At 71.7% G+C, this 13,160-nt stretch carries 12 protein-coding genes; 11 read left to right on the forward strand and 1 reads right to left on the reverse strand.

Features of this window, described 5'->3' with window-relative positions; all coding sequences use genetic code 11:
• Positions 1–44: 44 nt before the first annotated feature.
• Positions 45–1,025: a hypothetical protein gene (locus tag FHW12_RS04870; RefSeq protein ID WP_182529832.1), complete on the reverse strand. Its 981-nt coding sequence runs from the start codon at positions 1,023–1,025 to the stop codon at positions 45–47.
• A 266-nt stretch (positions 1,026–1,291) separates the two neighbouring features.
• Between FHW12_RS04870 and FHW12_RS04875 the strand changes: the two genes are divergently transcribed.
• The 11 genes from FHW12_RS04875 (at position 1,292) to leuB (ending at position 13,158) form a co-directional block, all read left to right on the forward strand.
• Complete coding sequence (locus FHW12_RS04875) at positions 1,292–1,435, forward strand: hypothetical protein (protein WP_182529833.1); 144 nt, start codon at positions 1,292–1,294, stop codon at positions 1,433–1,435.
• Positions 1,436–1,541: 106 nt separating this feature from the next.
• Entirely contained in the window at positions 1,542–3,266 is a 1,725-nt protein-coding gene (locus FHW12_RS04880; RefSeq protein ID WP_182529834.1) for a dihydroxy-acid dehydratase, read from the forward strand.
• A 124-nt stretch (positions 3,267–3,390) separates the two neighbouring features.
• Positions 3,391–4,395: a ketol-acid reductoisomerase gene (gene ilvC / locus FHW12_RS04885; RefSeq protein ID WP_182529835.1), complete on the forward strand. Its 1,005-nt coding sequence runs from the start codon at positions 3,391–3,393 to the stop codon at positions 4,393–4,395.
• Positions 4,396–4,433: 38 nt separating this feature from the next.
• Positions 4,434–6,212, forward strand: coding sequence for an acetolactate synthase 2 catalytic subunit (gene ilvG, locus FHW12_RS04890; protein WP_428993614.1), 1,779 nt, complete (start codon positions 4,434–4,436; stop codon positions 6,210–6,212).
• Positions 6,196–6,429 carry an ACT domain-containing protein gene (locus FHW12_RS04895; protein WP_182529836.1) on the forward strand — a complete coding sequence of 78 codons (234 nt, stop codon included), beginning with the start codon at positions 6,196–6,198 and terminating at the stop codon, positions 6,427–6,429. The genes ilvG and FHW12_RS04895 overlap by 17 nt, the downstream gene beginning before the upstream one ends.
• 110 nt (positions 6,430–6,539) lie before the next feature.
• Positions 6,540–7,388: an aminotransferase class IV gene (locus FHW12_RS04900; protein ID WP_182529837.1), complete on the forward strand. Its 849-nt coding sequence runs from the start codon at positions 6,540–6,542 to the stop codon at positions 7,386–7,388.
• A 2-nt stretch (positions 7,389–7,390) separates the two neighbouring features.
• Positions 7,391–8,476: a threonine dehydratase gene (locus FHW12_RS04905; protein ID WP_182530147.1), complete on the forward strand. Its 1,086-nt coding sequence runs from the start codon at positions 7,391–7,393 to the stop codon at positions 8,474–8,476.
• Positions 8,473–10,020: a 2-isopropylmalate synthase gene (locus FHW12_RS04910; RefSeq protein WP_182529838.1), complete on the forward strand. Its 1,548-nt coding sequence runs from the start codon at positions 8,473–8,475 to the stop codon at positions 10,018–10,020. Before FHW12_RS04905 ends, FHW12_RS04910 begins: the two co-directional genes overlap by 4 nt.
• A gap of 24 nt (positions 10,021–10,044) precedes the next feature.
• Entirely contained in the window at positions 10,045–11,457 is a 1,413-nt protein-coding gene (gene leuC / locus FHW12_RS04915; RefSeq protein WP_182529839.1) for a 3-isopropylmalate dehydratase large subunit, read from the forward strand.
• Positions 11,454–12,083, forward strand: a complete 630-nt coding sequence (gene leuD, locus FHW12_RS04920; RefSeq protein WP_182529840.1) for a 3-isopropylmalate dehydratase small subunit — start codon at positions 11,454–11,456, stop codon at positions 12,081–12,083. Before leuC ends, leuD begins: the two co-directional genes overlap by 4 nt.
• Positions 12,073–13,158, forward strand: coding sequence for a 3-isopropylmalate dehydrogenase (leuB, locus tag FHW12_RS04925; protein WP_182529841.1), 1,086 nt, complete (start codon positions 12,073–12,075; stop codon positions 13,156–13,158). The genes leuD and leuB overlap by 11 nt, the downstream gene beginning before the upstream one ends.
• Positions 13,159–13,160: the final 2 nt, after the last annotated feature.

The following is a 13,160-nucleotide window of genomic DNA, read 5'->3' on the forward strand; positions in this document are numbered from 1 at the left end:
CGGCCGATGCGCGTGCCCGCAAGCGCGCTCGGCAGCGGCGTGTTTCAGTCCATTCCGGTGCGGAAGATCGTGTCGAACAGCGCACCGATGTCGCCCAAGCTCCGGTACGGCGCACTCGGATGCCCCTCGGCGTCGTGCCCACCGAAGCCGTCCGGTGCGAAGCCGAGCGCGGGCGACGTGCTCTTCAGGTGGAAATCGCCGCTCGCTGCATCGACGAACTGCGGATTGACGGAAATGACGCTGTTCTGCGACGACGGAGCGGCACCGTCGAGCGTACCGACGTCGTCGTAGTCGAGGTGCACGTTCGAGTTGCCGAGGAACAGTCCCGCCTGCGTGTTTCCCCACAGGATGCTGTCGTCGACGCCGCAGCTGGAACCGCTCGCGCCCGCGACGCGAAGGCCGCCGACGCCGCCCGCGAGCGTGGTCGTGTTCTGCGCGACGGTCAGGTTGCCGATCGACGCGGGGCCACCCGCGATCACGCTGCCGGCGCCGAAGCCCGAGTCCGCGCTGTTGCCGATGACGAGGCTGTCGAGCACGAGCAGCAGGTCACCGGGGCCGCTCTGCACGAAGAGCCCGCCCGCCGTCGCGCTCGTATGGTTGTCGCGGATGATCAGGCCGTCGAGCGTGGCCTGCGAATCGTCGCCGGCGAGCCGGTTCGCGCTGATGCCCGCTCCCGCCTGGTCGCTCTCGCCGTTGCGCGCGGTGAACCAGGCGAGGTCGATCGGACCGTTGGTGCTGTGCACCTCGAGCACCGCGGTCGCGTGATCGCCGTCGAGGATCGACTGGCGCGGATCGCGGGACGTCGCGTTGCAGTTGGCATCGTAGCCGCCGAACAGGTCGAAGTGGCGCGACGACGAGCCGTGGTAAAGGAACGGCCCATGGGCCGTGGCTGCGCCGGTCTTGAACGTACCGGCGGTGAGAAGGATCACGTTGTCCTCGTCGTCGTGTGCGCCCCCGTCGGACGCCTGGGTGAGCGCATCCTGCAGCTGCGCGGCCGTGGACACGCAGTAGAGATGCGCGCTCACGGGGCCGCCTGCGCCGATGCCGACGGCTGCGCCGAAGATCCAGCAAGCGTGCCTGTGCCGGCGTCGTGCCGGCGGCCATTTCGTCGATTTCATGCCGATGCTCCCGTTCTTGCACCGCACGCAGGCGGGCTCGATTCACTGGTACGACGAAACGACGGAAATCCGGGTGCCGACGAATTCGCGCCGTACGCGCGGAAACCGTGCACGATCCGCATATGCGAAAAAATCTGTTGACAGAATTCAGGCGGGCGTGGTTTGCTCGAACCATGACGCAGCGCAACAGCCAGCCGCTCCTCGACGACACGTCCTTCGACGTGCCGCGCGCGCTCGGCGGCCACATCGCTGCGGTGCTCGTCCTCGTACTCGTCCTTATTACCGTGACCACCAGCGCGGGAATCGGGTTTGCGTAAGTAACACCACCAAACCCAGGTCGAGAGAACCAAGACCCCGCGCCCGAAAAGGCGCGGGGTTTTTGTTTTTCGGGCCCTGGGTTTCCGCTTCGAGGAAACCAGGAACGTGAAAAGCGACGCGATCAAGCAAGGCCCTTCCCGCGCACCCGCGCGCGCGATGCTGCGCGCGACCGGACTCGACGACGAGGCGATCGCCAGGCCGCTGGTCGCGGTCGTGCACACGTGGTCGGACGTCTCGCCGTGCAACCTGACCCTGCGCGACCTCGCGCAACACGCGCGCCAGGGCGTCGTCGCCGGCGGCGGCACGCCGATCGAGTTCAACACGATCGCGGTTACCGACGGCATCGCGATGGGCAGCGAGGGCATGCGTGCCTCGCTCGTCTCGCGCGAGACGATCGCCGACTCGATCGAACTCGCGGTCGCCGGCCACTGCCTCGACGCGATGGTGCTGCTGGTCGGTTGCGACAAGACCATACCCGCCGCGGCGATGGCCGCGGCGCGGCTCGACATCCCGTGCGTGATCCTCTACGGCGGCACGATCATGCCGGGCCACTGCCCTTCGCGCGACAGCGACGCGACGCGCGCACTCACCGTGCAGGACGTGTTCGAGGCAGTCGGCGCACACGCCGCGGGCCGCATCGACGACGACGAACTGCACCGCATCGAGACCTGGGCCTGCCCCGGCGCGGGCGCGTGCGGCGGCCAGTTCACCGCCAACACGATGGCGATGGTGCTCACCTTCCTCGGCCTGTCGCCGCTGCAGGCGAACGACGTGCCCGCGCTGCACGCGGACAAGACCGAGGTCGCGTACGCGTGCGGCGAACTCGTCATGCAACGCCTGCGCGCGGGCGCGCCGACGCCGCGCGAACTGATCACGCCCGCTTCGTTGCGCAACGCGGCGCGCGCGGTGTCGGCCACCGCAGGCTCGACCAACGCGGCGCTGCACCTGCTCGCGATCGCGCACGAAGCGGGCGTGCCGTTCGACCTCGAGGAGTTCGAGCGCGCCGCGCGCACGCCGGTGATCGCCGACCTCAAGCCCGGCGGCCGCTACACGGCGGCCGAACTGTTCGCGTTCGGCGGCAGCGCGCTCGTCGCGCGCGAGTTGCGCATCGCCGGCCTGCTCGACGATATCCCGACGGTCACCGGCCGTTCGCTGTTCACCGAACTCGATGCGTGGCGCGACCGCGGCGGAGCGGCCGCCGCGCAGGACGCCGTGCGCCCGGTGGCCGATCCGCTCAAGCCGCGCGGCGGCTGGTCGATCCTTTACGGCGACCTCGCACCCGAGGGTTGCATCGTCAAGCTCGCCGGCCACGGTCGCGAACGGTTCGAAGGCCCGGCGCGCGTGTTCGATTCCGAGGAAGCCGCTTTCGCCGCGGTGCAGTCGCGCGCGATCCGCGCCGGCGACGTCGTCGTGATCCGCTTCGAAGGTCCGGCCGGCGGTCCCGGCATGCGCGAGATGCTCGCGGTCACCGCTGCGCTCGTCGGCCAGGGCCTCGGCAACGACGTCGCGCTCGTCACCGACGGCCGCTTCAGCGGCGCGACGCACGGATTCATGGTCGGCCACGTCGCGCCGGAAGCCGCGCGCGGTGGTCCGCTCGCGCGCCTGCGCGACGGCGACCGCATCCGCATCGACGTCGCCACGCGGCGCATGGACGTCGACGCCGATCTCGCGCGACGCGCGCCGCGCCGCATCCCGCCGCGCGTGACGACCGGCGTGCTCGCGCGCTATGCGCGCGACGTCGGTTCGTCCGCGCGCGGTGCGGTCACCGCGCCCGGGCCGCTCGACGCACCGAGAAGCATCGCAGCCACCTTCGTCGCGGAACCCGCCTGAACTCATTGATGGATCAATGCAGGAGCGGCTTCAGCCGCGATCGTCCGACGAAAGCATCGCGGCTGAAGCCGCTCCACGAATACACCGCCACGACATTCCCTGTCTCGACCACGAGGACCGCACCATGAACAGCACCCCCCGCAAACCCGCCATCGCGATCGTCGGCTACGGCAGCCAAGGACGTGCGCACGCGCTCAACCTGCGCGACTCCGGCTTCGACGTGACCGTCGGCCTGCGTCCCGGCGGCCCGACCGAACTCAAGGCGAAGGCCGACGGCTTCACGGTGAAGTCGCCCGCGGACGCCGTGCGCGGCGCCGGCCTCGTCGCCGTGCTCACGCCCGACATGGTCCAGCCGCAGCTGTACGGCGAAGTGATCGAGCCGAACATCGCGCAAGGCGCGTGCCTGCTGTTCGCGCACGGCTTCAATGTCCACTACGGCCAGGTCACGCCGCGCGACGACCTCGACGTCGTGCTCGTCGCTCCGAAGGGACCGGGCGCGCTCGTGCGGCGCGAATACGAGATCGGTCGCGGCGTGCCGAGCGTGTACGCCGTGCACCAGGATCGCAGCGGCCATGCCGAGGACCTCGCACTCGCGTACTGCGCAGGCATCGGCGGCGCGCGGCAGAACGCGATCCGCACGACGTTCAAGGAGGAGACCGAGACCGACCTCTTCGGCGAGCAGGCCGTGCTCTGCGGCGGCGCGACCAAGCTCGTGCAGGCGGGCTGGGAGACGCTCGTCGAAGCGGGTTACCAGCCGGAGGTTGCCTATTACGAGTGCCTGCACGAACTCAAGCTGATCGTCGACCTGTTCTACGAAGGCGGCATCACGCGCATGCACGAGTTCATCAGCGAGACCGCGCAGTACGGCGCGCTCACGCGCGGGCGCTACGTCGTCGACGAGAACACGCGCGCCCAGATGAAGCAGGTGCTCGCCGAGATCCAGGACGGCACGTTCGCGCGCCAGTGGATCGCCGAGTACGCCGCCGGCAATGCGAACTACCGTGCGCTGAAGCAGGCCGATCTCGAACATCCGATCGAGTCGGTCGGGCGCAAGCTGCGCGCGAACATGAAGTGGCTGTCGTCGCCGCCGGCCACCGCCGCGGCGCCGAACCGCACGAAGGCCGCGTGATGAGCCCGCCCGGGCGGCCCCCGCACGCCGGCGTGGACGTGCACGCACCGTCCGCCGCGCGTGCGCGCAACGGCGCGCGCTGGCTCGTCGACGCGCTCGTCGCGGAAGGCGTCGACACGCTGTTCGGCTATCCCGGCGGCGCGATCATGCCGTTCTACGACGCGCTGCACGGCGCGCCGTTGCGCCACGTGCTCGTGCGCCATGAGCAGGGCGCCGCATTCGCCGCGAATGGCTATGCACGCGCGAGCGGCCGCGTCGGCGTCTGCGTCGCGACATCCGGCCCGGGCGCGTCGAACCTCGTCACCGGCATCGCCGACGCGATGCTCGACTCGGTGCCGCTCGTCGTCATCACCGGCCAGGTCGCGACCACGCTGATGGGCACCGACGCGTTCCAGGAGCTGGACGTGTTCGGCATGACGATGCCGATGGTCAAGCACAGCTTCCTCGCGCGCCGCGCCGAGGACCTGCCGCGCATCGTCGGCGAGGCGTTCCGCATCGCGCGCACGGGTCGGCCGGGACCGGTGCTCATCGACCTGCCCAAGGACGTGCAGGTCGCACCCGCCGAGCACCTGCCCGCGCACGCGCGGTCGCCCGTCGATGCCGTGCCGCGGCCACCCGACGCCTCGCTGCACGAAGCGCTCGCGCTGATCTCGCAGGCGCGGCGCCCGGTCGCCTACGGCGGCGGCGGCATCGTGCTCGCCGACGCGGTGGCCGACTTCCGCACCTTCGTCGACGCGACGCAGATGCCGACCGTGCTCACGCTCAAGGGACTCGGCGCGCTGCCGTCGGAGCACCCGCTCAACCTCGGCATGCTCGGCATGCACGGCAGTCGCGCAGCGAACACGGCCGTGCAGGAATGCGACGTGCTGGTCGTCGTCGGCGCGCGCTTCGACGACCGCGCGACCGGCAAGCTCGCCGAGTTCGCGCCGCAGGCGCGCGTCGTGCACATGGATTTCGACGCGAGCGAGATCGGCAAGCTGCGCCGCGCCGACGCCGGCGTGCGCGGCGACCTGCGCCGCACGCTCGCCGCGTTGACCCTGCCGTGCGCCGCGCACCTGCACGCACGCCACGGCGCGGCGCGGCGGCAATGGCGCGCGGCGTGCCAGCAGCGCGCGCATGCGCATGCCGCGCGCTACGACGCACCCGGCGACGCCGTGCACGCGCCGACCCTGCTGCGACGCCTGTCCGCGCTCGCGCCCGCGGCGATCGTCGCCTGCGACGTCGGCCAGCACCAGATGTGGGTCGCGCAGCACTGGCGCTTCGACGACCCCCGCAAGCACCTCACGAGCGGCGCGCTCGGCGCGATGGGCTTCGGGCTGCCGGCCGCGATCGGCGCGCAAATGCAGGATCCGCGGGCGCAGGTGATCTGCGTCAGCGGCGACGGCTCGTTCCTCATGAACGTGCAGGAACTCGCGACGCTGCGCCGCTACGACCTGCCGGTGAAGATCGTCCTGCTCGACAACCAGGCGCTCGGCATGGTGCGGCAGTGGCAGGAGCTGTTCTTCGAGCGCCGCTACAGCGAGATCGACCTGTCCGACAACCCGGACTTCGTCGCGATCGCGCGTGCGTTCGGCATAGAGGCACTGCACGTCGAGCGCGCCGCCGACGTCGATCATGCGCTCGACGCGCTGCTCGCCGCGCGCGGTCCCGCCCTGCTGCACGTCGCAATCGACACCGCCGCCAACGTCTGGCCGCTCGTGCCGCCGAACCACAGCAACGCGCAGATGCTCGACGCCGACGACGTCGCCTCGCTGCCGCTCGCCATGCCCGAATCCGCCACGCCGCCACCGGAGAAGCCCCATGCGCTACCAGCTTGACCTCACCCTGCGACACGCCGAAGGCGCGCTCGCGCGCGTGCTCGGCGCGACCGAGCGCCGCGGTTTCCGCCCGCTGTCCGTCGACGGCGAAGCGCAGCCCGATGGCGATCGCTGGCACCTGCGCATCACGGTCGAAGGCGAGCGCGGCGAGCAGGTGCTCGAAGGACAGCTCGCCAAACTGTACGACTGCCTCGCAGTGCAGGTGTCGCCGTGCTGACCCGCGGCGAGGCGAGTGTCCCTGTGGGAGCGCCGGAAGGCGCGATGCTTTCGCCCGACCCAGGCGCATCGCGGCTTCCGCCGCTCCCACAAGAGCAGCGACGCGCACGCGTGTGGTTCGATGGAGAACTCGTCGACCCCGACGACGCTCGCGTCGGCCTCACGACCCACGCGCTACACTACGGCAGCGGCGTGTTCGAAGGCATCCGCGCCTACGCGACGCGCGACGGCGCGGCGGTGTTCCGCCTCGCCGACCATCTCGAGCGCATGCGCAAGGGCGCCGCGCTGCTCGGCATTGCATTCGACGCGGCAATCGCGACCGACGCGATCCTCGCGACGCTGCGCGCGAACCGCCAGCGCGACGCCTACGTGCGCCCGCTCGCCTGGGTCGGCGCCGGCGGCTTCGGCCTCGACGTCGCCGACCACGCGCAGCACCTCATGGTCGCGACGACGCCGACGACCGTGCACCTCGGCGGCGTGCGTACGCGGCTCGGCGTGTCGCCCTGGCGGCGCAATCCCGCGCGTTCGCTGCCGCCGCTCAAGCTCTGCGGCGCGTACGTCAACTCGATTCTCGCCAAGCGCGAGGCGAAGTCGCGCGGCTACGACGAGGCGCTGTTCGTCGACGACGACGGCTTCGTGGTCGAATGCACGGGTGCGAACGTGTTCGCGGTCAGCGGCGACCGCATCGTCGCGATCGAGCACGCGGATGCGCTGCCCGGCATCACGCGCGACACGCTCGTCGCGCTGTCCGGCGCCGAATGCCGTGCGATGAGCCTTGCCGAACTGCGCGACGCCGACGAGGTGTTCGTCTGCGGCACGGCCGCCGAAGTCGCGCCGATCGCTTCGCTCGAAGGACGCGAGTACGGTGCCGGGCCGGTCGCGCGCGAACTCGCTGCGCTGTACGCGCGCGTCGTGCGCGGCGACGCGGCCGCGCCGTCGGCGTGGCTGACGGCCGCCTGACGATGGACACGATCGAGCCCGAGGTACGCGCGGTCGGCTTCGCCGACGTGCTCGTCGCGCAGGCGCGCCTGCGCGCGCACCTCGTGCCGACACCGGTCCATCACGCCGCGCGCTTCGGCTGCTGGCTCAAGCTCGAGAACCTGCAGCGCACCGGCTCGTACAAGGTGCGCGGGGCGCTCAACGCATTGCTCGCCGCGCGCGAACGCGGCGACCGCCGCGCGATCGTCGCTGCCTCCGCCGGCAACCATGCGCAGGGTCTCGCCTGGGCCGCCTGGCGCCTCGGCGTGCGCGCGATCACCGTGATGCCGCGCTCCGCGCCGGCGACGAAGGTCGCCGGCGTCGCCCACTGGGGCGCGACCGTACGCCTGCACGGCGACACCTACGACGAAACCAAGGCGTTCGCGGCTGCGCTCGCGGCGCAGCACGACTGGCGCCTGCTGCCCGCGTTCGACGACCCGGACGTGATCGCCGGACAGGGCACGGTCGGCCTCGAGCTCGCCGCGCTCGCGCCCGACGTCGTGCTCGTGCCGATCGGCGGCGGCGGCCTCGCCGCCGGCGTCGCACTGGCGCTGAAATCGCTGCGCGGCGCCCGCGCGCGCCGCGTGCGGGTGATCGGCGCGCAGGTCGAAGGCGCCGACGCGATGGCGCGCGTGCTGCGCGGCGAGGATGCCGCGCGCGATCCCGCGCCGACGCTCGCCGACGGCGTGCGCGTGAAGGAACCGGGCCGGCTGACCCGGCGCGTGCTCGCCGAACTGCTCGACGACCTCGTCATCGTGCGCGAAGCCGAACTGCGCGAGACCCTCGTGCGCCTCGCGCTCGAGGAGCACGTGATCGCCGAAGGCGCGGGCGCGCTCGCGCTCGCCGCAGGCCGCCGCGTCGCCGGGCGCCGCAAGTGCGCGGTCGTCTCCGGCGGCAACGTCGACGCCGCCGTGCTCGCGCGCCTGCTCGCCGACGTACGGCCGCGTCCGCCCCGCCGCCCGCGCCGGCGTGCGCGCGAAGGCGACGGCGAGGCCGCGCCGGCCGCCGTATCCCCCGCCTTTCACCCATCCGTGTCCACTCGTCCCCTGCCCGAGGAAACCCCCGCATGAGCACGCCATCGGAGCCCCACGTACGCATCTTCGACACGACCCTGCGCGACGGCGAGCAGTCACCCGGTTGCAGCATGACGCCGCAACAGAAGCTCGTGATGGCACGCGCACTCGCCGAACTCGGCGTCGATGTCATCGAAACCGGATTCCCCGCGAGTTCGCAATCCGATCGCGAGGCGACCGCGATGATCGCGCGCGAGCTGCGCGACACCACCCTGTGCGTGCTGTCGCGCAGCCTGCCCGCCGACATCGAGGCGTCGATGCGCGCGATCGAGCACGCGGCCAAGCCTCGCCTGCACGTGTTCATCTCCACCAGCCCGCTGCACCGCGAGCACAAGCTGCGCATGGACAAGGCGGCCGTGCTCGAGGCGACCGCGCGCGCGGTCGCGCTCGCGCGCAGCGGCTGCGACGACGTCGAATTCTCGACCGAGGACGGCACGCGCACCGAGGAAGACTTCCTCGCCGAAGTGATCGGCGTGGCGATCGCGAGCGGCGCGACCACGATCAACGTACCCGACACGCTCGGCTACACCACGCCGGCGGAGATGCGCGCGCTGTTCGAGCGGCTCATCGCCGGCGTGCCCGGCGCGCGCGACGTCGTGTTCAGCGCGCACTGCCACGACGACCTCGGCATGGCGGTCGCCAACTCGCTCGCCGCGATCGAAGGCGGCGCGCGCCAGGTCGAATGCACGATCAACGGCATCGGCGAGCGCGCCGGCAACTGCGCGCTGGAGGAACTGGTGATGGCGCTCAAGGTGCGCAACGCGTGGTTCGGCGCCGACACGCGCATCGACACGCGCCGCCTCGTGCCGACCTCGCGCCTGCTCTCGCGCCTGACCGGCATGGCGGTGCAACGCAACAAGGCGATCGTCGGGCAGAACGCGTTCGCGCACGAATCGGGCATCCACCAGCACGGCATGCTGCGCCATCGCGGCACCTACGAGATCATGAACCCGGAGGACGTCGGCTGGGCCGCGTCGCAGATCGTGCTCGGCCGCCACAGTGGCCGCGCCGCGCTCGCCGATCGCCTGCGCACACTCGGCCACGTGCTCGACGAGGCACGCCTCGACGCCGTGTTCGGCGCGTTCAAGGCACTCGCCGAGAAGAAGCGCGAAGTGTTCGACGCCGACATCGAAACGCTCGCGCTCGACGCCGACCGGCACCGGCCGCGCGGCCACCGCCTCGCGCGCGCGCACGTGAGCACCGGCGTCGGCGACGGCAGCCTGCCGACCGCGAGCGTCGAACTCGTCGATCCCGACGGCGCGACTGTGAGCGAAGCCGCGGTCGGCGACGGCCCCGTGCACGCGCTGTTCGCCGCGCTCGCGCGCGCGACCGGCGTCGCACTCGAGATCGACAGCTACAGCGTGTCGAGCCTGACCACCGGTGACGACGCGCAGGGCACCGCGAGCGTCGTCGTGCGCAGCGACGGCATCGAGATGACCGGCACCGGCACGAGCACCGACATCATCGAAGCGAGCGCGCTCGCCTGGCTCGACGTCGCCAACCGTGTCGCGCGGCGCGCGCCGCAGCGCGTCGCCGCCTGACCCCCTCCCCATCCGACCAAGACCATGCAACCGAGAACCCTGTTCGACAAGTTGTGGGACGCGCATGTCGTCGTCCCGGAAACCGACGCGGCGCCCGCGACGCTCTACGTCGACCTGCACCTCGTGCACGAAGTCACCTCTCCGCAGGCGTTCGCCGAGCTCGACGCGCGCGGGCTCTCCGTGCGTCGCCCCGAGCGCACCAAGGCGACGCTCGATCACTCGACGCCGACCCTGCCCGCCGGCGCGGACGGCCGGCTGCCGTACGCGAGCGCCGACGCGCAGGCGCAGGTCGAGGCGCTGCGCCGCAACGCCGCGAAGCACGCGATCGAGCTGTTCGACTTCGACGGCGGCGAGCGCGGCATCGTGCACGTCGTCGGCCCGGAGCTCGGCCTCACGCTGCCCGGCACGACGATCGTCTGCGGCGACAGCCACACCGCGACGCACGGTGCGTTCGGCGCGCTCGCGTTCGGCATCGGCACGAGCGAAGTCGCGCACGTGCTCGCGACGCAATGCCTGCTGCAGCGCAAGCCGAAGTCGCTCGCGATCACCGTCGAGGGTGAGTTCGGCCCGGGCGTCGGTGCGAAGGACCTGATCCTGCACGTGATCGGCGTGATCGGCGTCAACGGCGGCACCGGCCACGTGATCGAGTACCGCGGCAGTGCGATCCGCGCGCTGTCGATGGAACAGCGCATGACCGTCTGCAACATGTCGATCGAAGCCGGCGCACGTGCGGGCCTGGTCGCACCCGACGAGATCACGTTCGACTATCTCGCGCGCACGCCGCGTGCACCGCGCGGCGATGCGTTCGCGCGCGCGGTCGCGCACTGGCGATCGTTCGCCGGCGATCCCGGCGCACGCCACGACGCCGAGGTGCGCATCGACGCGCGCGACGTACGGCCGACCGTGACCTGGGGCACGCATCCTGGCCAGGTCGCGGCGATCGACGCGCGCATCCCGCCGGCCGCCGACGCCGACACGGCCAAGGCGCGCGACTACATGGGCTGGAGCGAAGGCGCCGCGGTGGCGGGCCGCGCGGTCGACGTCGTCTTCGTCGGCAGCTGCACGAACGCGCGCATCGGCGACCTGCGCGAGGTCGCGCGTGTGCTGCGCGATCGCCGCGTGCACCCGCGCGTGCGCATGCTCGTCGTTCCGGGCTCCGAGCGCGTCAAGCGTGCGGCCGAGGACGAGGGCATCGATCGCATCGTGCGCGCGGCAGGCGCCGAGTGGCGCGAACCCGGCTGCTCGATGTGCATCGCGATGAACGGCGATCTCGTCGCGGCCGGCCAACTCGCGGTGTCGACGAGCAATCGCAACTTCGAGGGCCGCCAGGGCAAGGGCGCGCGCACCGTGCTCGCCTCGCCGCTGACCGCCGCGGTGTGCGCGGTCACCGGCGAAATCACCGACCCGCGCGCGTTCCTGTCGACGGAGGCCGCATGAGCACGCCCGCGTCCTCCTCGCCTGCGCGCGATGCCGTGCGCTTCAGCTGGCGCAGTGTCGTGCTGCCCCAGCGCAACATCGACACCGACCAGATCATCCCCGCACGCTTCCTCACCACGACCGAACGGCACGGACTCGGCCGGCATGCGTTCGCCGACTGGCGCACGCGCGCTGACGGTTCGCCGAATCCCGACTTCCCGTTCGGCCGTGCCGAGAACGCAGGCGCCGCGATCCTCGTGGCGGGCCGCAACTTCGGCTGCGGATCGTCGCGCGAGCACGCGCCGTGGGCGCTCGCCGATCTCGGCCTGCGCGCGATCGTCAGCAGCGAGATCGCCGACATCTTCCGCAGCAATGCGCTGAAGAACGGCCTGCTGCCGATCGTGCTCGACGACACGATCGTCGACGAACTGCTCGCGCGGCCCGGCCTCGAACTCGTCGTCGACATCGCCGCCTGCACGCTCGCGCTGCCCGACGGACGTACGTTCGCGTTCCCGCTCGACGCGTTCGCGCGCACCTGCCTGCTCGAAGGCGTCGACACGCTCGGCTACCTGCTGCGCCAGGACGCCGCGATCACCGCTTACGAATCCCGCCTTCCCGCCCACGAGGAATCCACTCATGCACGCTGACATCGTCGTACTGCCCGGGGACGGCATCGGGCCCGAGGTGACCGCTGCCGCCGTCGCGGTGCTGCGCGCGGTCGCGCGCGTGCACGGCCATCGCTTCGACCTGCACGAGCATGCGATCGGCGGCGCCGCGATCGACGCGAGCGGCGAACCGCTGCCGGCGGCGACGCTCGCCGCGTGCCGCGCCGCCGACGCCGTGCTGCTCGGCGCGGTCGGCGGACCGAAGTGGTCCGATCCGAATGCGAAGGTGCGTCCCGAACAGGGCCTGCTCGCACTGCGCAAGGGGCTCGGCCTCTACGCGAACCTGCGTCCGGTGCAGCCGCACGCGGCGACGCTCGGCGCGGCGCCGATCAAGCCGCACCTGCTCGCCGGCGTCGATCTCGTCGTCGTGCGCGAGCTCACCGGCGGCATCTACTTCGGCGACAAGACGCGTGACGGCGACGGCGCGAGCGACCTGTGTGCATACAGCGTCGCCGAGATCGAGCGCGTCGTGCGGCGCGCGTGCGCGCTCGCGCGGACGCGGCGCCGGCACGTGACGTCGGTCGACAAGGCGAACGTGCTCGAGACCTCGCGCCTGTGGCGCGACGTCGCCACGCGCGTCGCGCGCGAGGAGTTCCCCGACGTGACGCTCGAGCACCAGCTGGTCGACTCGATGGCGATGCACCTGCTCGCCAAGCCGCGCGCGTTCGATGTCGTCGTCACCGAGAACATGTTCGGCGACATCCTCACCGACGAGGCGTCGATGCTCGCCGGCTCGATGGGACTGCTGCCGTCGGCCTCGCTCGGCGACGGACGCGCGGGACTGTACGAACCGATCCACGGTTCGGCGCCCGACATCGCCGGTCGCGGCATCGCCAACCCGGTCGGCGCGATCCTCAGCGCGGCACTGCTGTTGCGCCACTCGCTCGGGCTCGACGAGGAAGGCGCGCGCATCGAGCGCGCGGTGTCCGACGCGCTCGATGCCGGCGTGTTCACTGCCGACCTGTCACCCTATCGCGCAGCGACGACGGCGGAGATGACCGCAGCGGTGATCGACCGGCTCGTCGCGCCGTGCGCGGTGGTCGACCTGCGCGACTGAAG

The organism is Dokdonella fugitiva, from assembly GCF_014138265.1.
Lineage (GTDB): Bacteria > Pseudomonadota > Gammaproteobacteria > Xanthomonadales > Rhodanobacteraceae > Dokdonella_A > Dokdonella_A fugitiva_A.

Bases quoted from the DNA above. Each gene is read 5' to 3' on its own strand.
- ilvC (WP_182529835.1), top strand. From the start codon at position 3,391: ATGAACAGCACCCCCCGCAAACCCGCCATCGCGATCGTCGGCTACGGC.
- FHW12_RS04895 (WP_182529836.1), top strand. From the start codon at position 6,196: ATGCGCTACCAGCTTGACCTCACCCTGCGACACGCCGAAGGCGCGCTC.
- leuB (WP_182529841.1), top strand. From the start codon at position 12,073: ATGCACGCTGACATCGTCGTACTGCCCGGGGACGGCATCGGGCCCGAG.
- FHW12_RS04875 (WP_182529833.1), top strand. From the start codon at position 1,292: ATGACGCAGCGCAACAGCCAGCCGCTCCTCGACGACACGTCCTTCGAC.
- FHW12_RS04905 (WP_182530147.1), top strand. From the start codon at position 7,391: ATGGACACGATCGAGCCCGAGGTACGCGCGGTCGGCTTCGCCGACGTG.
- leuD (WP_182529840.1), top strand. From the start codon at position 11,454: ATGAGCACGCCCGCGTCCTCCTCGCCTGCGCGCGATGCCGTGCGCTTC.
- FHW12_RS04910 (WP_182529838.1), top strand. From the start codon at position 8,473: ATGAGCACGCCATCGGAGCCCCACGTACGCATCTTCGACACGACCCTG.
- leuC (WP_182529839.1), top strand. From the start codon at position 10,045: ATGCAACCGAGAACCCTGTTCGACAAGTTGTGGGACGCGCATGTCGTC.